The organism is Streptomyces sp. NPDC007875, from assembly GCF_042868035.1.
Taxonomy (GTDB): domain Bacteria; phylum Actinomycetota; class Actinomycetes; order Streptomycetales; family Streptomycetaceae; genus Streptomyces; species Streptomyces antimycoticus.
Genome location: NZ_JBIADZ010000023.1, coordinates 23002 through 43715 on the forward strand (window position 1 = coordinate 23002; position 20714 = coordinate 43715).

Here is a 20714-nt window from a genome sequence, read left to right on the forward strand (position 1 = left end):
TTACGTAATTTCGTCATCACGAGCCCACCTCGTTTCTCCAGTCCACGGCTACAACACGGTTACATTCCTGAGGACGCTGTGTGTAAACGACCCGTGAAGGCCGAGCTGAACGCTCCCTCATCCATGACAAGCCCTCTCAGCAGGAGCCGATGGGACACGTGGCACCAGATTTTTCTGGAAAGTGAGAGCGAGGTGAGCGATGACCGCCTGCGCGGACGTCGAGGGCTGGGTCGGGCTCGAACCGTGGCCTGACCGTGTGGGCGTGATCGAACTCGGCTCTCGGGACTGGTGGGCTCGCATGTTGAGGTGTCGCGTATTCCAGCTCAGGGTGCCGTGATTGGTCACTTTGAGTGATGAGGGCAGAGTACAAGGTCCTGGAGTGGGTACTTTCGTCCGGTGGCACCACAGTCCGGCAGCGCTGCTACGTGAAGGGTCGCGTCGGCATGGCTGCCGCCCTGCTGGTCAATGCGCGGGTTCCTGGTCGAAGTGGGCGTACACGGCGTCAATGAACGCGTCGATTTTGCCGCGCGCCTGCTCGTACGTCTCATGGAAAGTGCTGTGGGCTTCTCGGTCCGGCCACGTCCCCGAGTGCCTAAGGTGGTTCTCCAGACGATGCAGTTCCCTGGTGGGAAGGATGCCGCTCGCCGCCAGTTCCGCCCACATCGGATGTTGCAAGAGGCTGTCACGGCCCGTCGGCAGAGCCAGCCGCTTGCGAACCTTGTCCGCAACCTCGCTCCCCTCGTTGGCTGCGGCTCGGATGAGGAACTGGGGTCGCGCCTGGACGTGATGCACCAGATGTCGGCCGAGAGCTCCGTTCACCAGTTTGTAGGCGTCGGCCGCGACATCCGACAGAGACTTCGGGCCCTCAATCCGCACCACGGCCATGGCGCGCCACAGCGCGCGCTGGACCTGCTTGGACTCGTCAAGGTCGAGCACGTCGTAAGAGGCCGAGAGCTTGCGGGCCTCTTCAAGAGCGCGGTCGATCTCCAAAACGAAGGTGACGGCGGCCTCGCGGCGTGTACTGCTACGCCACTGCTCACGGGCAGAACCGGCAGCCAGCTCCGCAGCCTGGCGGGCGGCGCGCGCCTGCCTCATACCCACAACAAGAGCGGCGGGCACGCCAAGCACTGCGGCGCCCGAGGCGACGAGCGCTGACACGGCTTCGATCTCCATGGCCCGTCATGATGCCCGGCCAACGCGAGCACCATGGGTATTTCTCCTGATCGGTGAGACCACCCGTGGTGTCACCGGGAGTGGTCGCCGGGGGCGTATCGGGCCCAGGTTCCTCCGGCTTCGGTGACCAGTCGGGTGGCGGTCTTGTCGTGGTAAGCGAGTGCCTTCGCGATGACGGGGGCCGACTCGGTGCGTCGCCCAGGACGAAGAAGCGCGCGGCGTTCGGCGGCGAAAGCGGTGGCGGTGGTAGAGATGTCGATGCCGGTCAGGCGCAGGGCGAGGGCGTGGGCCAGCCACAGGCCCTCGCCACCGGTGCCACAGCCGATTCAGCCACCACAGCGTGCGCAGGGGCGGTATCCAGCGGCTTCTGCCTCGCCGACAGGCGTCCATCCGGCGTGGGTCACGTGCCGGCCGTCCCCGCTGATGAGTCCGCAGGTCTCATCGCGGTGATAGACCTCGCGGTGCCCTGGAAGGCTGGGCCGTACAAGGACAGCTGGCCTCCCACACGAACGCATCGTGATCTGTTCCCGGCGCTCCAGGGCCTGCCGCTTCTGGGGAAGCGGATCATTCGCTTGCTGGAGCTGCCACCTGGCTTGATCGATGAGCCGCTCCCTGTCTGCCCGGGTCAACTCACCTGCGGCTCGCTCAAGTAGCTCACGGGCGGAGGAGCGCAGCCGTCTGGCTTCTTCTGTCCGCTCCTCTTCGTATCTGTCTTGATCCATATCCAGCTGGCCCAGGTCCTCTGCCCACATGTGTTCGCCCGCGTCCTGCGGGCCCGAGGCTTCCGTGAATCTCAGACTTGAAACGGTCACTGGCGCCCCCCTGTCCACCGGGAACTCACGCCCCGGCTTCCACTGATAGTTCCTCAGCGTCACCGTAGCGGGCGGGACTTGCCGCAATCGGCCCGTGCGGCCTCGGTGTGTCCAGTCAGTGCTTGGCCGCCTCTGCGGGCGTAGTCGCCTCCGCGGGCGTTTGACTCTTCACCCGGACTGGCCCTTCGTGGTCACGGAGGGCGGTTCGGATGAGGCGGTGTACGTAGTCCTCCGCTGAGAGATTCGCGGCTGTTGCCCGCTGCATCACCACCTGGTGCTCCAGCTCCTCCAGTGGGATCCGTAGGTAGCGGGGCCGGAGGAGACGGAGCGACTGCGGGGTGTGGAGTTGGCCCAGGTGCTCCGTCAGCAGTCCGGCGAGAAGTTCGGGCACTGGCGGGTGGGGTTTCTCGCCGTGACGAATCCAGCGGCTGACGCGGGTGTGGTGGACGGCGATGTGTCGGTGGCCTTGCTGTGTGGCCGCATCAACGATGCGGCGGGCCGTCTCGTGGTTGCTCCATCGGGCTGCGGCCAGGGCGACGGCCAGAGAGTAATTGGGTGTGCTCATGTAACCCCCTGGGGCTGATGAGACCGGGGTGGCAGTTGAAGAGGGGGTGCGGATGTATCCGCACCCCCCTTGGTAGTGGAGGCCGTGGCGTCTGGAGCGGGAGGTTGAGCGGGCGGCGCCCAAGAGGGGCGCCGGTGCATGGGCTGGCGTCGGCCGGTCCAGAGGGAGGGTTCATGACTGAGACCGCAGTTCCCAGAATCACCGCGACGGCGTCCGCCGGCGATCCCGTGGCTCTTCGCCGGGTTCACTTCGTCGGTGTGGGTGGGGCGGGAATGCTGCCGCTGGCACGGGTCTGCGCCGAGCGGGGGTTCACGGTGTCCGGCAGTGACCTGCGGCAGTCGGAGGGCCTGGAGGTGCTGGCCGGCCTGGGCGTCCGTGTGTACACCGGGCACGCCGCGTCGCAGGTTCCCGCGGACGCGACCGCGGTGGTGTACACGCACGCGGTCGATGAAGACAATCCGGAGGTGCAGGCGGGCCGGGAGCGGGGCATTCCCCTGGTGCACCGCTCCACGGCGCTCAACGCGCTGATGGCCGACAACATCGCGGTCGGCGTCCTGGGCACGCATGGCAAGACCTCCACTGCGGCGATGCTCGCCCACGCCCTGACCCGTATGGGGCACGCCCCGACGTACGTGGTGGGCGGCGACGTCCGGGGCCCGGCCAGCGGCGGCCACGCGGGGAACGGCGAGATCTTCATCGCCGAGGTGGACGAGTCGGACCGTACGCATCTCGGTGTGCGCGTGAACGTCGCGGTGATCACGAACATCGAGCACGACCACCCCGAGAACTACCGGGGCGTGGCGGACCACATCGCCGCCTACGAGCAGTTCGCGCTCGGCATCTGGCCCGGCGGCACGCTGGTACTCAACGCGGACTCGCCCGGCTGCCGGGAGCTCGCCTCGCGCCTGGCCCTGGCTGGCCATGGCCCACGGCTGATGTGGTTCGGCGGCTCTGCTCACGCCACCTGGCGCATGACGGACGCGGTATGCGCGCACGGCGGGGGCATGGCGACGCTGAGCGGGCCGGGCGGTGCCGAGACCGGCCTGACGCTCGGCATCCCCGGCACGCACCAGCTCCTCAACGCCGCCGCCGCCATCGCAACGGTCCACGCCGTGGGACTGGACGCAGCTCGTGCCGCCGGGCACCTGGGAACCTTCGAGGGCGTGGCGCGGCGGATGAGCCGGGCCGGGGACGCGGCAGGCGCGCGGGTCTACGACTCCTACGCACACCACCCGACCGAGATCCGGGCCGATCTCGCTGCCGCGCGCAGCCTCCTCACCGAGCCCGACGGCCGGGTGATCTCGGTGTTCCAGTCGGCCGGCCAGGCCCGGCATGAGGCGTTCGGCGGCGAGTTCGGGGCGGCTCTGGCTCACGGTGACGAGGTGGTCCTGACTGGCCATTCGCGGGTCGGTGACGAGGTGGTGCTGCGGGAGCTGTCCGCGGCCGTGGAGAACGCGGGGGGCAGCTGCCGGGGCGTGGAGCGGGACCGGGCCGCGGCGGTCGCCTGCGCGGCCGCGGTGGCCCGGCCTGGTGATGTGGTGGTGCTCATCGGCACCGGCGACCTGGTCGAGTACGGCCAGGCGCTCACCGGGGAGCTGAGCCGTCCGGCCGAGGCCGCGGCCTAGCCGGCGGGTTCGGGGTCCGGTTCCAGCAGCGCCTGAGCGAGCTGCTGGAGCTGGACCCCACGGCTTGCTTTGACCAGGACGACGTCGCCGCGCCGGAGGGTCGAGCGCAGCAGGTGCAGCGCGCTGTCCTGATCGGGCAGGTGTACAGCGGGTGCGCCGAGATCGCCGGCGGCGGTCTGCATCCATTCGGCTGCTTCCCCTCCCACCGTGATGAGCTGGTCCAGGCCGAGCCCGGCGGCGTGGCGGCCGACTTCCTCGTGGGCGTGGCGGGCGTCGTTGCCCAGTTCGTTCATGGGGCCGAGGACGGCGATGGCGCGCTGGTCACGGCCGCGGGCCATCGCGGCGAGTGCGTCGAGGGAGGACCGCATGGAATCGGGGTTGGCGTTGTAGGCGTCGTTGATGACCGTGACTCCGTCGGCGCGGCGGGTGGTCTCCATGCGCCAGGGTGACCGTGGGGTGGCCTGGCTGAGGACGTCGGCGATCTGTGGGAGGGAGAGACCGGCCTCGCCGGCGACCGCTGCGGCGGCGAGGCTGTTGTAGACCTGCGGCTGCCCCACGTACTGAAGGGCGACGGGAGCGCTGCCTTCGGGGGTGTGCAGCGTGTAGGTGGCTTGTCCTCGGCCGTTGAGGCTCACCTCGGTCGCACGGATGGTGGCCTGCGCGTCGAGGCCGTAGGTGACGACGCGGGCGTGGGTGCGGTGGGCCATGGCGCGCACGAGGGGATCGTCGGCGTTGAGGACGGCGAGACCGCCGGCGGGCAGGGCTTCGACGATCTCCCCTTTGGCCTGGGCGATGTTGTCGCGGCCGCCGAACTCTCCGACGTGGGCGGTGCCGACGTTGGTGACCACACTGATCTGGGGCGGCGCGATGCGGGTGAGCTGTCGGATATGCCCGATGCCCCGCGCCCCCATCTCCAGGACGAGGAATCGGGTGGAGGGATCGGCCATCGTGATGGTCACCGGCAGGCCGATCTCGTTGTTGTAGCTGCCGGGCGTGGCCACGGTGGGCCCGACGGCCGGCAGCACCTGGGCGATGAGGTCTTTCGTGGAGGTCTTTCCGGCGGAGCCGGTGATGGCTACGATCTGTGTGCCGGTGAGGGCGTGCTGGACGAGGTGCAGGCCCAGGCACCCGAGTGCGGCCAAGACGTCGGGGACGACGATCGCGGGAACGCCGACGGGGCGAGCGACCAGGGCGGCGGCCGCGCCATTGGCAATGGCGGCCTTGGCGTAATCGTGGCCATCTGCCTGCTCCCCGGTGAGCGCGACGAACAGCGACCCGGGCGTGGCGACGCGGGAGTCGAAGACGGCCGGCGCGGTAACGGTGGCCTGCGGATCGGCGTCGGCAAGACGGCCGCCTACGGCGTCGGCGACGGCCGACAGGGGCATGGGCTGCACGTGAGTTCTCCCTGGTCAGAGGTCTATCAGGACATTACCGGTCAGGTGGTACTGATCAGGCTGGTTTGGGGGCCTCAGCCCCGCGTGCCGAAGTGGCGCTGTGGGACCGGGGGACGGCTTGGAGGGAACAGGGTGGAGCTGATGGAGCCACTGCTCGGCTCGGTCGTCGAATCGCTTGGGGCGAGCGCCTGGGTCAGGAATCGTCGGGGGGTTCTCGTTCTCGACGCTCTCGACACGCACGACAACGGGCCTGTCAGCATGCACCTTTGACGGCCAGCGATATCGGCTCGCGGATGTCGTCTGCGTCCAGCAACTCGATCGGCTCGCCCTGGTGATCCCAGGGCGGCGTGTCCCACCGGGTCATGTGGGACGGCGGCAAGGCCACCCATCCGTCGGGGCCACTGCGCAGCTTCATGACGGTCCGGCTGAGATGACCGAGCCCGGCTGTGGCGGTGCGGGGTGCCACCAGCAGCACCGCCTGGTGGCGGTTGACGACACACGGCACCTGAGCTGAGCGGCGTTCGAGCTGCACCAAAGCGAACATCGCGACGGGCCTGGGTAACACGACCGCGTCAAATCCCAGTGTGGGGGCGATGACACCGGCTCCGGGGCGTGCGGTGAACTCACGGTCCACACGGTCGGGGCTGGCGACCACGACATTCGAGGCGAGCGGGTGCGCCCCGGGCCTGGGGCACAGTTGGGCGGTCGTCCCGTCCAAGCACGTGCAGCCGCTGTCGGGGCGATAGCTGTGGCCTGCCGCCACGGGCCAGCCCAGCAAGGTGATGTAGACGTGGGCGTGCTCGGCAGCATCGCGACCCGCGAGCGAGTGCATGGCCGTCCTCCTCTCAGCGGCTCCGCCGCCGTGGTCGTCCGGCGTCCCTGCGTACGTTCGGCGCCGGAATGCCGGTGGGGTCGGTGCGTCGCCCCCGGAGGGCGGCCGGGGGCGACGCGGGGCCTCGACCCGTCCGCGGGGGATCGGTTCGCGCAACCGGCGCACGGGTCGAGGCGACTTGGGATTCGCAGGTGTCAGACCAACGGGTGACTACTTCGGACCGTGCATATCCATCGCTCGGCCTGATGGACGACCGCGGCCGCCACCGCCTCACACAGTGCGTCCGCATCGGTCGCCGCGGCCGCGGCCGGGCCGGGTGGGACGATCCACCGGCGGCCGCACACAGCCCGTTGGCCAGCGCTGCGGGTCCGCTCCGGCCCGGGGCAGCGGATGATGCCGTGCTCGACCCAGCGCGTGCCCACCAGCGACGGCCAGCTGGCGGCCGCGCACCGCGGCACCAAAAACTCCACGGCGAACCGCAACGGCACCTCGAGCACGGGGCCCAGGGGCTCGCCGCGCTCCTGGAGCCGCGCGAGGGCGTCACGTCCGGTCGTACCGGTGACGCGCAGCACGTGCCAGAGACTGCCGATGGGGATCTCGGTGGCACGTCCCGCCTGCCAGTCGATGCGGACGTTCTCGGCCGGAGCGCCGGCGGCCACCGCCCACGACAGCGCAGCAGGGGTCACCAGGGGCACCTGAAATCGGCCGTGGGCAGGCAGCGGGCACACAGCTCGACCAACCAGCCGAGACGACCGCCGCCTCGCGCCCGGGTGTAGGCGTAGCCGCCGGGGCTCAGCGGTTTGTCGGGGCTGCCACAGCGGGCGCATGCCCTGCCCCACAGCCCGATCTGCATCTCCGGCGTGATCCGCAGCGGATCGATGTCACCAGCCCGCAGATCAGTGTCGGCCCGGCGCAGCACCGGCTCCCTCGGGCGCGTAACCAGCAGCCCGAGCCCGGCCGTGGTGTCGGCCTGGGGCATCGTCATCGCAGCCATCCATATTTTCCCGGGGATGTCATCACATCCAGGGAACTTCGTCCGGCTGGCCGGGGAATAGGTGGAAGGGGGTTGCGATGGGTTGCGGATTGGCATGAGTCTGAGGGGCTCACGGCAGACGGGGTGATCGTCATGGGCGTACGACCGAACGAGCGGCTGGCCAACGCGTTACAGCGGGCCGGGATCAGCAACCGGGATCTGGCCCGGCGCGTCAATGTCCGTGCGGCGGCCGCCGGACTCAACATCGCGGTCGACTGCGCGCGGGTGGGGCGATGGCTCAAGGGCGAGCATCCCCGGGATCCGGTGCCCGGGATCGTCGCCGAGGTCCTCAGCCAGAAGCTGGGGCCGTTGACGCTGGCGGACCTCGGCTGGAGTCACACTGGGATCGACCCGCTGGATCCGCTGTGGTCCCCGGACGGGGCCGCCCACTCCCTTCACGAGTACGCCCGGAGCGATCTGATGCTCAGTCGCCGCGATATGGCCCAACTCGCCGTCGGCCTGCCCCTCATTGCGGCTGCCGAACGGCTGTGGTGGGCCGACCCGCCTGCCGGCACCACGGCGCCGGGACCCGCGGCCCGGGTCGGCAAGGAGGACGTCGCCGGGATCGAACAGCTCGTCCGCCATTTCCGGGACCTCGACGGTCGACATGGAGGAGCGCTGTTCCGGGCGGCCATCGTGGCCCAGCTGCAAGACGTCACCGAACTGCTGGCCCACGGCCGCACCTCCACCCCGGCCGTCGACCGGCGGCTGCGCCAGACTGCCGTCGACCTCGCGCAGCTGGCCGGATGGACCGCCCACGACGCGGGGTACTACGGGACGGCACAGCGGTACTGGACCCACGCCATCACGCTCGCCCGGCAGGCCCAGGACCCGGGGCGCGGCGCCGAGGTGATGTCCCGTCTGGCGCACCAAATGGTCTACCTCGGCCGCCCCGATGACGCTCTCCAACTGCTCGACGTGGCCGGCCGCACCGCGGCCGCCGCCCACAACCTGCGCCTGACGGCCATGCTCACCGCGCAGCGCGGCCGGATGCTGGCAGCCGTCGGGGACGCCCAGGCGTCCCTGGCGACGCTCGCCCAGGCCCAGGAACATCTGGCACGGGCCGAGGAGAACGGCGAGAGAGTCGAGGAGTGGATCGCCTACTTCACCGCCGCCGAGCTCGCCGGGGCGACAGCGGTCGCCTACCGCGACCTGCACACCCTGCACGGCAAGCCGGTGGGCAAGGCCAGCGTCCATTTCGCGACCGCCATCGAGCAGCGCGGTGCCGGGTACGAGCGGGTCCGGGCCATGGACATGGTCGGCATGGCCGCCGCCCACCTGGAAGAGGACAACCTCGAAGAAGCGTGTGCCGTCGCCGGGCAGGCCCTCGACCTTGCCGAACGCCTCGATTCCACCCTGATCCGCTCCCGCGTACTGACCCTCGCCACCGCAACCGACCGGGTCAGCAGCCACCCCCAGGTGGTGGAGCTCCACCAGCGCCTCGGCGGCTGGGCCGCTCCTGATCTGCATGCCGCTTGACCGGCTGGTGATCCCTCACCTGATCAGTCAGTTGATGATTCGGCGGGCAGCGACAATGTCGCCCTTCCAGGAAGCGAGCTTTGTCACGCGTACGACGTCGCCCGTCTGGGGAGCGTGGACGATCAAACCCTCCCCCATGTACATGCCGACGTGCTCGGGGCCTTTCGGCCCGTCGTGGGTGAAGAGCAGGTCGCCGGGTTGGAGCGCGTTGACGCTGACGGAGCGGCCTTCGTTGACCTGGGTGTAGGTGGTGCGGGTGAGCCTGACGCCGGCGACGCCGTAGGCCCGCTGCATCAGCGATGAACAGTCGCACCGCTCGGTCGGATTCTTGCCGTGGGGGTTGGTGCAGGTACCGCCCCACTGGTACGGCGTGCCGAGCTGGTCGAGCGCCCACCGCAGGGCGGTGCGGACCTGCGGGGGTGCGTCGGCCGGGATCTGGTAGCCGTCGGGACGGGAACCGGCCGGGATCTTCCCGAACTCACCGCCGTCGCCCTCGTCCTGGGATGTGTCGGTCCGGCTGCACGGCTTCTTCCCGAACAGGGCGACGAGCGCGGCCGCGTCGGTGGTCTGCTGGCCGTTTCCCTCTCCCGCCGGGGTGTTGGTGAGAGCGTGCTGCAGGGCGGTGGCCAGGGGCTCCCACTGGGCGTAGGCGTCGGGGAATCCGGACCTCTGCACCTTCTGGGCTGCTTCGGTGAGCGGCAGCTGCTGCCACCTGTCGACCTTCAGGAGCCTCGAGTAGAACTTCCGCGAGGCGTAGCGGGGGTCTTGGCGCTGCTCTCGCGTGCCCCAGCTGGGGCGCTGCTGGAACAGGCCGATGCTGTCGCGGTCGCCGTGGCCAAGGTTGCGGAGCCGGGATTCCTGGAGCGCGGTCGCGATCGCGATCACCTGTCCTCGCGGTGGGACGCGCATCGCGTCGCCTTCTTCCTGGATGATCTTCGCGTTGGGGATCTGCTCCTGGGGGCGGTCCAGGCCCTTGGCCGACGTGGATGCCTTGGCGCGGCCGCCGCTGAGGACGGCCTGGACCTGTTCGGTGACCGCCGCGGTGTCCACGGTGGTGTCCGTGTCGTTTCGGGAGCATGCGGTCTTCTGGGCCGTCTGGCTGTTCAGCCGGGCCTGCTGGTCTCGTCCCAGAGCAGCGACCGCCGCGGTCGCGAGCACGATCACCAGGACGATGAAGATGAGGGGCATGCCGAGCCCTGCGGTGAACAGGGCCCGGCGGCGGTTCATCTGGGCCCCCGCGGTGGCCGGGGCGGGTTGGTGCGGCGGTCGATGCGGGCCCGCAGCTGAGCTTGGCGGGAGGAGCCGGGCGGTTGGAGGGGCACGCGCGGGGTGGGCCGCGGGCGGCGTGGCGGGTGCGTGGGACGCGGTGGATGGCCGGGGCGGGGCGGGTGTGTGGGTCGGGGCGGGGCCGCCGTTGGCCAGTTCCCCGGGGGGCCGGTCGCGGGGCGCCTGTTGGCAGGCCGGGATGCGGGGCGGGTGGGGCGGCGTTTGGCGGGCTTGCGGTTCAGGCGGGTGGCGAGAGCGCTGGCACCGTCCCGGCGCAGAGCACTGCTGGCGGCCCCGCGGATGTTGCCTCGGGCGAGGGCGCTGCTGGCCATGGAGGTGCGGATGATGGCGTTGGTGGTGTCGCGGGCGTTCATGGTGTGGTCGGGAGCGGATGGAGAGGCGAGGAGGCTGTGGCCGGTGCCTCCGACCCGCGCGTTGCTGAGCCGGTTGCGGATGTTGTTGCCGACGTCGCGGGATTTGCGAGCGATGTCCTTGCGTTTGCGGTAGGCGCCGATGCAGACGACATCGACGACGAGGAAGCGGACGGTCAGTCCGCCGCTTCCGTACTCCTCGGACGGCGCGTCAAGGAGAGCGTCGACCAGCACGATGAAGATGCCGAGCATGCTCACGGTGCCGAAGAGCTGGAGCAGCGAGCGGCTGACCGATCCGCACCAGCCCCATAGGTAGGTGCGGCCGGCCCCGGGGATGGTTCCGGCGACGAGTGCGGCTTCACCGCGGATGGCGTCGTAGGCGATGCGGTACTGGGCGACGAGGAAGCTGCCCGCGATGCCGACGACGAGCAGGAAGACGATGATCGCGGCGACGAGGACGAAGAAGGCGCCGGCGAGCTTGTCACCGGACGCCTTCATCGCGGATCCGGCGTCGGGCACGCACTCGGCTTCGAATGCCTTCATGGGCTTGTCGCCGTAGTGGTTGGCGGTCCACTCGGCCGAGAGCTCGGTGACCTTGGACAGGACGTCACCAGGGATGTCCGCGCCGGGGATGTCGATGCCCAGGGAGTCGGCGGTGCTGCCCAGCGGGCCGAGCACGGCGGCCTTGCTGGCGCCGCGGATGACGTCCTTGGCGCCGCTCAGGCGCTGGTCAAACTTTCGTTCCCAGGCGAGCTGGTCCAGGAGTGCTTCGGCGTAGCGCTCGTTGCAGTCGTCGCTGAACGTCCTGCCGTATTTGATCAGCTGGGCGGGCTTGGCGATGAACGCGTCGGTGAGGGCGTCGGTCACCGGGCGGGCGAGACCGGCGGCGGTGACAGGCGTGTTGTCGTCTTGCTGCTCACCCGGCGGATGGGTGCTGTCGAGGATGATCGCGGTCACTTCGAGGGAGAACTGCCGCACCGCGCCGAGCGCGCCCTGATCCTGTCCGCCCATCAGCTGCTGGGGCGGGGTGATGACCGCGGTGGCGGTCAGGGCGGCGAGCAGGATGGACAGGGCGGCGTCGCCCCAGCCGCGGGCACGGTCACCGAAGAAGATGTTCCACGCGCAGATGAGGGCGCAGACGCTCAGGAAGAGCGTGGGCAGGCCGAGCTCCATGATGACCCGGGTGTGGAGGGACTCCGCGACCGCCAGGACCGGTTTCAGCAGGATCTTGGCGAGGCCGAAGGACAGTGCCCAGGCGACCACCCAGCAGGAGAAGGCGATCAGCCATTTGATGAACATGAAGCACAGGGAGGTGAGGAGGTTCCACACGCCCAGATCCCACTGGTACCAGCTGCCGGTGTCCCCATCGACGCTGTAGGTGCTCACGGGGATGCCGTACTTGTCGGTGGTGTTGAAAACCCCGAGGACGCCGCCTTCGTCCTCCAGGAGCTTGCGGACGCGCTTTTGCTCCTGGCGCAGCAGCTCCTTCTGCATGGACTCGCCGATGACGTCGTGCTGCTCGTCCCAGAACTTCTCGAACTTCCTTCGGAGCCGGTCGGCCTCCTTCTTCTTCTCCTCCTCGGTGAGGGACCCGTCGGGCCTGGAGGTCGCCGCATCCGAGGGGGTGGCCGGTGCGGTGGCGGCCGGGGAGGGGGTGGGGGCGGTGGGGGCTGCGAGCGCCTGGGTGGACGTCAGCAGCACCACCGTGGTCGCAACCAGGGCCCCCAGGAGCAGCGCGCCGCTCCACTGGCGCCGTCCCAGACGCCGCAGCAGCCGGATCCAGCTCATGCCGGCTCCCCGGTGGGCGTGGTGTGGATGGCGTCAGCGGCTTCCGGATCGGCGGGGATGAGGATCTTCATGGTGCCGACCCGGCCCAGCAGGTCCCGGTACAGGCACTCCCCCAGCCGGGCCTCCCGCTCGGCCTCCGGGAGGTCGAGGGGGGACAGGCCGGTGGTCACCAGCTCCAGGAGGTCCTTGTCCTCGCCGTCGAGGTCAAGGAAGTCCAGGCCGCGCCGGGCGAGGTGGCTGGTGGTCTGGCGGAACAGGAACCGGTGGGGGATCAGGCCGCGGACGATCGCGCCGCGCTCGGTCTCGGAGGGGCCGACATCATCGGAGTCGTGGGAGCCGACGAAGGCCGCGGCGTTGTGCTTGCGGCCGTCGCGGACCAGCTCCAGGAGCAGCTCCAGGCCCTCGCTGGAGGAGGTGAGCCACCAGCACTCGTCCCACACGCAGACGGCGAACTCGCTCGGTGAGGCGACCGCGATCTGCCGGCACAGCGCGGCGATCAGGTACATCAGGGCGCGGCCCATGACCTTCTCGAACTCCATGCGCTCCAGGCGAAAATCGCTGCCCAGTTCAGCGCGCTTGGGGAGCTGAAGGGCGTGCACGCTGAAGACGACGCTGTCGGCGTCCGCGGCCGCCACCGGCAGGGCATCGTCGAAGACCACCCGCGACAGGTCCTTGCGGGCGACAGCCCTGAGCTTGCGGGCCAGGCCCTGCGCAGCCGGGTCGCCGGCCCCGCGGGCCTCGAGCTCCTTCGTGAGGGCGCGCATAGAGGGGGCCGGCCGGGCCAGGACGGCGTCGATGGCCTCGGACAGGGCCACCCCCTCCAGATCCATCGGGCGCACGCCGAGCAGCAGTGTCAGGAACGACTCGGTGAACCGGGCGGCTTCCTGCGGGGCGAACAGGCGCAGCGGGTCGAGAGAGATCTGCGCGTCCTGGTCGACGGTGATGGTCTGGGTCGTGCCGGGGCAGGCGTCGGCGAAGCGCAGCCACTCCTGGTTCCGGGTGCGGTCGACGATGACGGCTCGGCCCCGGGAGTTGGGCTGGCCGGTGCGGCGGCCGCGGGCGAGCACGCTGTAGACGGCCGCCTTCATGCCGACCGACTTTCCAGCGCCGAGTTCGCCGATGAACGCGGCCGAGGCGGACGCGTTCTCGCGCGGGCCGCGGGAGAAGTCGACCAGTACGGGCCGGACACCGCCGCTGGCTGTCTGCAGTCCGTACAGGGCGCCGGTGTCGTCGCCGAGCTCGGCGCCGGCCAGCGGCATCGCCATGGCGAAATCGGAGGCGAGCAGGATCTGCCGGTAGGCGGTCATCACCCGCGGGGTCCGGCAGCCGGGCAGCATCCCGTAGAAGAGGGCTTCCTGCTCGCCCAGCGGCCGGGCGAAGGTGTAGTCGCTCGGGCCGAAGTGGGTGGCGATGGCCGTGGCCCGGTCCTGCGCCTCGGCCGCGTCCTTGCCCCACACGCACAGCGCCACCATGGCGCCGACCTCCACCTCACGCGCGGAGGAGGTCACCCTCGAGCGGAAGTGAGCGAGCTTGCCGATGCCGGTGCGGACATGGTCCGGCGCGCCGGCGGCATCGCCGTCGTATTCGGCTTCCTGGTGAGCCAGCTCCCGTGCCCGGCGCCGCGATTTGGCTTCGGCCTTGTGCCCGGGGGTGATGTGGAGGCGGGCAACCCAGTCGATCGGGAAGGGGAATTGGTCGAGTGCCTGGAGGTACTCGCTGCCGGGGAAGGCGAATTCCTCGGGCATCTCGGCCAGGGCGAGCAGCGCCTGGTGGCTGTCTCCCCATTCGGTGGCCACCTGCAGGAAGCGGCGGTGGAAGGGATTGCCCGCCGGCCGGCCGCGCCGGGAGCCGAAGTCGGTTCCGCCTTCGGCCAGCAGGGCTTCGCTGAGGGCCGCGGTGGTCCGGCCCCGTCCCCGGACCCGGTGCGCCTGATCGTCCAGGGCGGGCAGCAGCGGCTCGGCCAGGCCCCGGCGGACACTGTGGCCGTAGATCCACAGGATCTCCGATTCGGTGGCCGGCCGCATCGGAACGGCGGCCGGCCACTGGGCCTGAATCCGCGCGGCCTGCTCAGTGCGCTGCTGTTCTTCGGCCGCAGAGACGGGTGCGGGCATCAGGCCGAGTTGCCCGGCCAGCTCGGCCCGGGCGGCGGACAGGACCTGGGTGAGGGCCTCCCGGCGGCTTTCGGAGGGCAGGGGGATGGCCAGCCAGTCGGTGCGGCCGGTCAGCTCCATCGTCTCCAGCTGGTCCAGCACCGTGTGGGCGAGGTCGACATACCGGTCGGACGCCTCGAGGTCGATGCCGGCGGTCATGTCGCGCACGACCTGGGCCGGATCAACTTGGGGGCACAGGCTGAGCAGCATCGGCTCGCCCTGGAGGCTTTTGACCAGTGATTCGACCGCCTTGAGCCTGCGTCGCTTGGCCGCTGCCGTCGCGTGGCTGTAGTTCGCCGAGGACGCCCGCCACACGGCCCAGCAGGTGCCGTGTGTGGTCCAGATGATGTTCCCGGCCACGTGCCGGACAGGCAGCCGCATGGTCAGTGCCCCTTCGTTGATTCGTGCTCGGGCCCAGTGCGGCGCTGCGCGAGCAGCTGCTGCACGCCGGACCGCATCCCGCCACCGCCTGCCGTCACCGGCGTCTCGGTACGTGCCGGGGCCGTTGGACGGGGCGGGGCGGGCTGGTCAAGGTGTGGTGGCTCGGTCTGGCCGGCCGTCTCCGGTCGCTCCCGGTCCGCGACGGTGGCCTGCTGGTTGTCGGCCGCGTCCTGCGCGGGTCGGCCTGTGAGTGGCAAGGTGCAGGCGGCACGGGCGCGGTGGGCGAAGGCGGCGCGCCAGGGGCGTCCCCGCAGCCGGCCGTGGCGGGGCGCGGTCGCCAGCATGGTGATGCTCACCATGACGGCTGCCGGGTTCCGGCCGTCCAGCCGGACGAACCGCAGCGTCCACGCCCCCGCGTACGGGATGACGATGACGATCAGCAGGTCCAGCACGCTGCGCGTGCCCCACAGGCTGCGGGTGGCGATCAGCGGGATGGCCAGTGCGACCAGGGTGGTCAGCTGGGTCTTGGTGTAGGGGCCGCCGGGCAGCCGGGCGTTGCCGCCGGGGATCTTCCCGACCACAACCGGCAGGCGGCGGGCCTTGGTGTAGCAGTGGCCGATCAGACGGTCATCCGGGTCCGGGCCGGCCAGCTCGGCCCCGCTCACGGCGCCTGTCCGGTGCCGGCGGGCTTGACGCCGTTGTCGTACTGGGTGACGTCCTCACCGGTCTTGTCGCTGAGCAGGTCCATGTTGGCGGCGCCCCACCAGACCATGGCCGCCAGGATGACCGAGAGGATGGTCGGCCCGGCCGCGCGGGTCTTGAACCCGACCACGACCACGAAGATGAGGCACATCAAAGGGATGACCCCGTAGAGGAAGAGGTTCTGCAGGTCGGCGCTCAGCATCCGAGCGGTTTCGATGTTTCCGATCACAGCGAGCTGGTTCATCGTGGTCTTCTCCATATCTGGACGGTCATGTGGCCGGTGCGGTGGGCGGGGTGTGGTGGGCTGTGGCGGGGGTGGCGTCCAGGGCCGCGATCTCCCAGCGCCCGGCGCGAGCGGTGAGGGTCAGGGCGTAGGACAGCGGGACACCCACCCGGTCGGTACCGGTGGCGCGGATCTGCACCAGCAGCCGCTGCCGCGTACCGTCCGCCGGCACACCGGTGGCCGGGCTGTCAGCGCTCTCCTCACCCGCGACGGCCAGGGACTCGACCGAGACCTTGCGGTACGGCGCAGGACTGACCGGTTCCATGTGGAGACCGGGGGCGAGGTAGCGGTCCAGCTCCCCGGATCCGGTCAGGTACGCGCCGAGGAACTCCTGGGCCGTCTGGGCGCGCGTGTCCCCGGGCACGGCCGCACGCTCGGGCCCGTAGCCGAGTTGCGGCTGGTGGGACTGGCCGCCAGGAGCGGCCACTTCGGCCGGCAGGGTGGCCGCCACGTAGCCCTCAGCGCCGGAGCTGACGGATCCCTCGGAGACGAGTACGGGCACCTGGAAGTACCGCAGAGCACCAGACTGCGCCTCGGCCTCGGCTGCGTCCTTATCCCCTGTGTCCTTCGGCTGGCTGGTCGGCTCGAGGCGGGCGGCGACGATGACGGACCACGCGCCTGGTGCGGTCTGCCGCACGCGGACAGCGGTCGTCTGGGTCGTGGTCTGCCGCCCCGGCTTCCCGTCCAGCTGCAGCTGCCCGGCCGAGGGGTAGTAGGCGGCGAGCTGGTCCTGGTCGCCCTCCCCGGCCGCGACGAATGCGCTGACGAACAGCTCAGCGAACCCGGAGGGTCCCGTCCCGTCTGCCTCAGCGTGCTGCACTCGCGGCTGCGCCTGCGGGACGGCGTCCACGGCGGCCGCGGCCGACATCCAGGCCAGCAGCCCCAGGATGGGACCAGCGCAGATCACCGCCCACGCGAACCAGCGCGCCACAACCGTCGCGTTCGCCCGCGCTCCGGGCGACAGATCCCAACCGCCGGCCTGCGGCCCGCGCTGCTCCCACTCCTCCATCACGTTCTCGACGGCCGCCTCGGACGACTGCCGCCCCCTGGACTTCCAGAACTTCATGACCGTCCTCCGTTCTCGGCGGCCGAAACGGGCCGGGTCAGTTCCGCGATGCGCTCACGCAGCTGGTTCTCAGGCCGTTCCAGCAGGACCGTGAGGGAAGCGAGGACCTGGTCCGCGTCCCGGTCGAGGTAGTCGCGCAGCGCTTGGTAGGTCTCGGGGTTGAAAGGGCGGTGCACGAGCGCGGCGCCGAGTCCGACCAGCAGGTGCCAGGCGCGGGTCACGCGCTGTTCGTCGTCGTCCAGCCGCCCGGCCGACGGGCCGGTCCTTTCGTCTGTCATGTGCGCTCCCTGGGAATGAGGTGTGCGGGTACCGGTGGTGCGGCGGCTGCGGCTCATGCGGCCGTCGCCAGTTCGGCGGCCGCCGGGATGAGGCGCTGTACGGCGCGGGCGCGGCGTCGACGCCAGGCCCCTGCGGTGGTGCCGGCCGCGCGGGCCGCTACCGCGTCGGGGACGGGGATCTCTCGGTGGTGCCAGCTGATGGCTTGGGCGTCCGGGCCGGTGAGTGTTCCCTGGCGCAGGGCGGCCAGGAGGAGCTCGAGGAGCTCCAGGCGGGCGGCACTCGCCTCGATCGGGGCGGCCACCGACTGTGCAGGCTCAAGTCCATGGCTGGCCGCGGCATCGAGAAGTCCTGCGGCCTCCGCGTGGCGGCTGGGGCCCGGCTGCGGCTCGGCAAGCTCGTCGGCGATCGCGGCATCGAGTTCTTCGGCGTCGGCTTCTCGTTCGCGGGCCAGCTCCCGGCAGGTGCGCTTGAGGGTGTCCAGGGCGAGGTTCGCCGCGGGCCGGCCAGGACGGGTGTGGATGCGGCCGGAGCGGGCCACCTCGAACAGGACGCTGACGGTGAGGTGCGCGACGTCCGGGAAGGATCGGCCACTGCTTGGGCGGGCCTGGCTGAGGGCGATGCGCACCGCGGCGGGCAGCATCGCCTGGACGACGATCCGGGCTGCCCATGTGGCCGATGGCCCGGTGCCGGCCGCCCGCACCAGAAGCGTGCGGAGTACCGCGTCGGCCATGCTGTCGGCCGCTTGGCCGCGCCGTTGCCGAAGCACGGCCAGGACCTCCTCCGGGCCGAAGACCGGAGTCTGGGCGTCGGCCACCAGGCCATCGGCCACCATCCAGTCGCGTACGGCCGCACCGATCTGCGGATCCGCGCACACGGCCACCCATTCGGTGTCCAGGTGGGCGAACGCCCCTCCTGTTGCGGGTCGCTTCTGGTCTGCCACGGCACAACTCCCTCTTCGATCTCGTGCCGTGAACGCTCCCTGCCGGCAGTTGCCCAAAGGCTTGACCGGAACCGCGAAACACCAGGTCAACTGGTTGCCCAGTGCGAAGTGGGCCCTTCGGCAGGTGCTTGGGCAACCTCCCTGGGCGCAGGGCCGGGACTCTGGCCGGACGCTCCCAGGAGGGGGGTCGGATCGCCGGGGCGCGGTGTCGAGTTCGCCGTGCCAGGTGCTTGCGCATCGCATCACCGCGCAGAAGGGGGCTGCCGCAGAGGAGGGACGGATGCGTCGGCCATGGGCGCGACGGCAGCATCGGCCACGGGTATCCATCAGCGGGATGTGGCCGATCGGTCATGGCCGATGGCCGACACCGCGCATCGGCCATCGGCCATGGGGTTGCCCGCTACCTGCTGGATGGCCGATTGGTCAGCTGCGCTCCCCCGTGGCCGAGCGTTTCCCACTCCTCGAGTTCGGCGCGCAGTACGCCGAACGCGTGTGCGGCGTCGCGCTGGTTACGCAAGTGCTCGAGCCATCCCCGGTCAGCCTCGGGGGCGATGCGGCGAGCAGGCAGAGGAGTGCCGAAGGCACGGGCGCGGTAGACCTCGAGCGGGGAGATGTCCTCGTTCCAGGACTGCATCGGCAGGAAGCGGGCGAAGTCCTCCTCGCTCTCCCGCATCCACGGCCGGTATTCCACCGGCGTGCTCCGCTCGTGAGGGATGCGTTGCCGGACGGCGGCGAGCTGTTGGCGCAGCGTTGGACGGAGCTGCTGGGCGTAGCGCTGCCAGATCGGGGCGTTGCGTTCTTCTCGGCCGCGGAGCATGGCCGCATGCCGCGTGCCGTCGTCGTCAACCGGTACGTCCGGTGTGGCGGCGCCGGCCAGTTTCCCGAGTCGCTGGCGGCGGGCGAGCTCGTGCCGTACGTAGGCGGCCGGGTCCCGCAGGTAGCCGGGCACTCCCCAGGTGAGCAACTCGGCGGCGAGACCCTGCCAGGTCCACCCAGCGGCGATCAGCGGCCGCAGTGCGTAGGCCAGACGGCGGGGACACCCACGCCGGAGCCACCACACCTCCCCCTGGAGCCGTTCGGTCAGGGCGATCCCCCGGGCGCATTCGGTCGGTGAGACCGGGATTCTGCTTGTCGTGGTGGGGTGGGAGGTCTTCGGGCACGTCGCGCGCTGGCGCGAGGTGTTCTTCTTACCCCCCACTACCTTCACCTGACGGTGGTCCTGAGGGACCACAACAGAAGGGGTGCACGACGCATGCCGGGGCCGGGGCTGGCGCCGGGCCGCTTTCCGGCGGACTTCTTCAACGGCTCGGATGCGTCCGGCCTCGGTGACTCCGATGATCCGCGCGGTGTATCCGGTCCCGGCGATACGGCGCCCCTGCGCGTCATCCCAGACACGTGGGGCGACGGCGGCGAACAAGGTGGCGGTGCCGCGGTATCCGTCTGCGGGCTGCCAGGCGTTCCCCCGGCGGGTGCGCAGCGCGTTGGTCTTGGAGCCATGTTCCACGTAGGCGATCAGGCCGAGCTCACGCAGGTACCGGGCGTGGTACATCACCGCCCGCTTCTTGAGCCCGAGTTCGCGGGCGGTCGCCTCCGCGCTGAGGGGGAAGTGGCCGCGGCTGCTGCGTCTCATCCGGGCCGCGAAGACCGCGGCCAGGCGCAGTGTCGTCTGTCCGGCTTTCGGGTGATATCCGGATTCGACCATGTGCCGGGCCGCGGCGAGGAAATGGTCGGGGTGGCGCAGCTGACGGGAGGTGGTGGCTGCGAGCTCGTGGTCAGCGGCGTTACGCAGGAGAACGAAGGCATGACGAGATGTGTTCGAGACGTCTCGGGTCTCGGACAGATCAGGACATGCCGCTGGGTCGATATGGCGGCACGCCGAAAGGTCGTGCATCATTACCTCCGTTGCTCCGTACCTCCGGAAGGGAGCACAACGAAGCCTCCGTAAGGGGTGCTTCAGGTTCGGGTGAACCGAAAATCTGTCCGGCCTTCGGGACGGACACTTCGCCTGACCAGGGCTTGCACCCCTGGAACACGGCGGTGGCAGGTTGGCCAGCTGGCCCGATGGGGATCGGGCTCGGTGGCCGGGGCAGCAGACGCGGGCCTTGGAGAAGGCACTGCGGAGGGGCTGCCCCTCTGGTGGGCTACGTCATACAGCTCCCCTCATAGGGGGAAGGCGTGAGCCCGCAGTCCGGATGACATGCGGACATCCACCAGGTGACCGGGATGGACACGGGTGCGTCCTGGTGGTGGTTGTTGGGTCCTGAAGGACCTGTGCGGGTACGCTGCATTCAGCGAGACCTCGTTCCTGAAGACCTCGGTCTCGCACCGTGCGAGACCTTTTCCTCGAAGCTTGCTCGCACCGACGGCGGCCCCAGTAGCTCGCACAGGTTGGCAGACCTGAGCTGCTCGGGGCCTTTGTCGTGTCCGAGCTCCGACTGCTCGTGTCCGGGCGGACACAGAAGACGGCGCGGGACCACCCTAGTGCTCCGGACGCATCAGCTGTCACACGTCCCGACGCGTCCCTCCTTCGTGTCGCCTGCCAGGTCTTGACGAGCTGTCCCCTCTCCGCGTTGTG

General features: G+C 70.3%; 17 protein-coding genes. 2 read left to right on the forward strand and 15 right to left on the reverse strand.

The annotated features are described in order from the left end of the window. Nucleotides 1–462 precede the first annotated feature (462 nt). Complete coding sequence (locus tag ACFYOY_RS35575; RefSeq protein ID WP_388591597.1) at nt 463–1173, reverse strand: hypothetical protein; 711 nt, start codon at nt 1171–1173, stop codon at nt 463–465. A gap of 927 nt (nt 1174–2100) precedes the next feature. Continuing rightward, nucleotides 2101–2550, reverse strand: a complete 450-nt coding sequence (locus tag ACFYOY_RS35580) for a hypothetical protein (protein WP_388591599.1) — start codon at nt 2548–2550, stop codon at nt 2101–2103. 173 nt (nt 2551–2723) lie between these two features. Here ACFYOY_RS35580 and murC point away from each other — a divergent pair, with 173 nt between their 5' ends. Beyond that, nucleotides 2724–4175 carry a UDP-N-acetylmuramate--L-alanine ligase gene (gene murC / locus ACFYOY_RS35585; RefSeq protein ID WP_388591601.1) on the forward strand — a complete coding sequence of 484 codons (1452 nt, stop codon included), beginning with the start codon at nt 2724–2726 and terminating at the stop codon, nt 4173–4175. Here the strand turns inward: murC and murF are convergent. The 4 genes from murF to ACFYOY_RS35605 all read right to left on the reverse strand — a co-directional run bounded on the left by murF (nt 4172) and on the right by ACFYOY_RS35605 (nt 7386). Next, nucleotides 4172–5569 carry a UDP-N-acetylmuramoyl-tripeptide--D-alanyl-D-alanine ligase gene (gene murF, locus ACFYOY_RS35590; RefSeq protein ID WP_388591603.1) on the reverse strand — a complete coding sequence of 466 codons (1398 nt, stop codon included), beginning with the start codon at nt 5567–5569 and terminating at the stop codon, nt 4172–4174. The genes murC and murF overlap by 4 nt on opposite strands. Before the next feature lie 253 nt (nt 5570–5822). Further along, nucleotides 5823–6401: a hypothetical protein gene (locus ACFYOY_RS35595; RefSeq protein WP_388591605.1), complete on the reverse strand. Its 579-nt coding sequence runs from the start codon at nt 6399–6401 to the stop codon at nt 5823–5825. A 194-nt stretch (nt 6402–6595) separates the two neighbouring features. Continuing rightward, the gene (locus ACFYOY_RS35600) at nt 6596–7087 is read right to left on the reverse strand and encodes a hypothetical protein (protein ID WP_388591607.1); all 492 of its coding nucleotides are present in this window, start codon (nt 7085–7087) and stop codon (nt 6596–6598) included. Beyond that, nucleotides 7084–7386, reverse strand: a complete 303-nt coding sequence (locus tag ACFYOY_RS35605) for a hypothetical protein (RefSeq protein WP_388591609.1) — start codon at nt 7384–7386, stop codon at nt 7084–7086. The genes ACFYOY_RS35600 and ACFYOY_RS35605 overlap by 4 nt, the downstream gene beginning before the upstream one ends. A gap of 141 nt (nt 7387–7527) precedes the next feature. On the opposite strand from ACFYOY_RS35605, the gene ACFYOY_RS35610 reads away from it, so the two are divergent. Then, nucleotides 7528–8913 (forward strand): Tat pathway signal protein, encoded by a 1386-nt coding sequence (locus ACFYOY_RS35610; RefSeq protein WP_388591611.1) that lies wholly within the window; start codon nt 7528–7530, stop codon nt 8911–8913. Nucleotides 8914–8940: 27 nt separating this feature from the next. Here ACFYOY_RS35610 and ACFYOY_RS35615 read toward each other — a convergent pair whose 3' ends face one another. The 9 genes from ACFYOY_RS35615 to ACFYOY_RS35655 all read right to left on the reverse strand — a co-directional run bounded on the left by ACFYOY_RS35615 (nt 8941) and on the right by ACFYOY_RS35655 (nt 19769). Then, nucleotides 8941–10140, reverse strand: coding sequence for a C40 family peptidase (locus ACFYOY_RS35615; RefSeq protein ID WP_388591613.1), 1200 nt, complete (start codon nt 10138–10140; stop codon nt 8941–8943). Continuing rightward, nucleotides 10137–12338: a hypothetical protein gene (locus ACFYOY_RS35620; protein ID WP_388591615.1), complete on the reverse strand. Its 2202-nt coding sequence runs from the start codon at nt 12336–12338 to the stop codon at nt 10137–10139. Before ACFYOY_RS35620 ends, ACFYOY_RS35615 begins: the two co-directional genes overlap by 4 nt. After that, nucleotides 12335–14869: an ATP-binding protein gene (locus ACFYOY_RS35625; RefSeq protein WP_388591617.1), complete on the reverse strand. Its 2535-nt coding sequence runs from the start codon at nt 14867–14869 to the stop codon at nt 12335–12337. Before ACFYOY_RS35625 ends, ACFYOY_RS35620 begins: the two co-directional genes overlap by 4 nt. Nucleotides 14870–14871: 2 nt before the next feature. Continuing rightward, nucleotides 14872–15534, reverse strand: coding sequence for a hypothetical protein (locus tag ACFYOY_RS35630; protein WP_388591619.1), 663 nt, complete (start codon nt 15532–15534; stop codon nt 14872–14874). Further along, the gene (locus tag ACFYOY_RS35635; protein ID WP_388591621.1) at nt 15531–15830 is read right to left on the reverse strand and encodes a hypothetical protein; all 300 of its coding nucleotides are present in this window, start codon (nt 15828–15830) and stop codon (nt 15531–15533) included. The genes ACFYOY_RS35630 and ACFYOY_RS35635 overlap by 4 nt, the downstream gene beginning before the upstream one ends. Before the next feature lie 10 nt (nt 15831–15840). After that, a complete protein-coding gene (locus ACFYOY_RS35640) occupies nt 15841–16920 on the reverse strand; it encodes a conjugal transfer protein (protein ID WP_388591623.1) in 1080 nt (359 codons plus the stop codon). Continuing rightward, entirely contained in the window at nt 16917–17198 is a 282-nt protein-coding gene (locus ACFYOY_RS35645) for a hypothetical protein (RefSeq protein ID WP_388591625.1), read from the reverse strand. The genes ACFYOY_RS35640 and ACFYOY_RS35645 overlap by 4 nt, the downstream gene beginning before the upstream one ends. A gap of 53 nt (nt 17199–17251) precedes the next feature. Beyond that, nucleotides 17252–18139, reverse strand: coding sequence for a hypothetical protein (locus tag ACFYOY_RS35650; RefSeq protein ID WP_388591627.1), 888 nt, complete (start codon nt 18137–18139; stop codon nt 17252–17254). Between the two features lie 400 nt (nt 18140–18539). Beyond that, entirely contained in the window at nt 18540–19769 is a 1230-nt protein-coding gene (locus ACFYOY_RS35655; RefSeq protein WP_388591628.1) for a hypothetical protein, read from the reverse strand. Nucleotides 19770–20714 lie beyond the last annotated feature (945 nt).

Excerpts from the sequence above, each read along its gene's own strand:
- ACFYOY_RS35635 (WP_388591621.1), bottom strand. The coding sequence starts at position 15,830 with ATGGAGAAGACCACGATGAACCAGCTCGCTGTGATCGGAAACATCGAA.
- ACFYOY_RS35605 (WP_388591609.1), bottom strand. The coding sequence starts at position 7,386 with ATGACGATGCCCCAGGCCGACACCACGGCCGGGCTCGGGCTGCTGGTT.
- murC (WP_388591601.1), top strand. The coding sequence starts at position 2,724 with ATGACTGAGACCGCAGTTCCCAGAATCACCGCGACGGCGTCCGCCGGC.
- ACFYOY_RS35595 (WP_388591605.1), bottom strand. The coding sequence starts at position 6,401 with ATGCACTCGCTCGCGGGTCGCGATGCTGCCGAGCACGCCCACGTCTAC.
- ACFYOY_RS35580 (WP_388591599.1), bottom strand. The coding sequence starts at position 2,550 with ATGAGCACACCCAATTACTCTCTGGCCGTCGCCCTGGCCGCAGCCCGA.
- ACFYOY_RS35655 (WP_388591628.1), bottom strand. The coding sequence starts at position 19,769 with ATGAGACGCAGCAGCCGCGGCCACTTCCCCCTCAGCGCGGAGGCGACC.
- ACFYOY_RS35620 (WP_388591615.1), bottom strand. The coding sequence starts at position 12,338 with ATGAGCTGGATCCGGCTGCTGCGGCGTCTGGGACGGCGCCAGTGGAGC.
- ACFYOY_RS35615 (WP_388591613.1), bottom strand. The coding sequence starts at position 10,140 with ATGAACCGCCGCCGGGCCCTGTTCACCGCAGGGCTCGGCATGCCCCTC.
- ACFYOY_RS35575 (WP_388591597.1), bottom strand. The coding sequence starts at position 1,173 with ATGGAGATCGAAGCCGTGTCAGCGCTCGTCGCCTCGGGCGCCGCAGTG.
- ACFYOY_RS35645 (WP_388591625.1), bottom strand. The coding sequence starts at position 17,198 with ATGACAGACGAAAGGACCGGCCCGTCGGCCGGGCGGCTGGACGACGAC.
- ACFYOY_RS35640 (WP_388591623.1), bottom strand. The coding sequence starts at position 16,920 with ATGAAGTTCTGGAAGTCCAGGGGGCGGCAGTCGTCCGAGGCGGCCGTC.
- ACFYOY_RS35610 (WP_388591611.1), top strand. The coding sequence starts at position 7,528 with ATGGGCGTACGACCGAACGAGCGGCTGGCCAACGCGTTACAGCGGGCC.
- ACFYOY_RS35625 (WP_388591617.1), bottom strand. The coding sequence starts at position 14,869 with ATGCGGCTGCCTGTCCGGCACGTGGCCGGGAACATCATCTGGACCACA.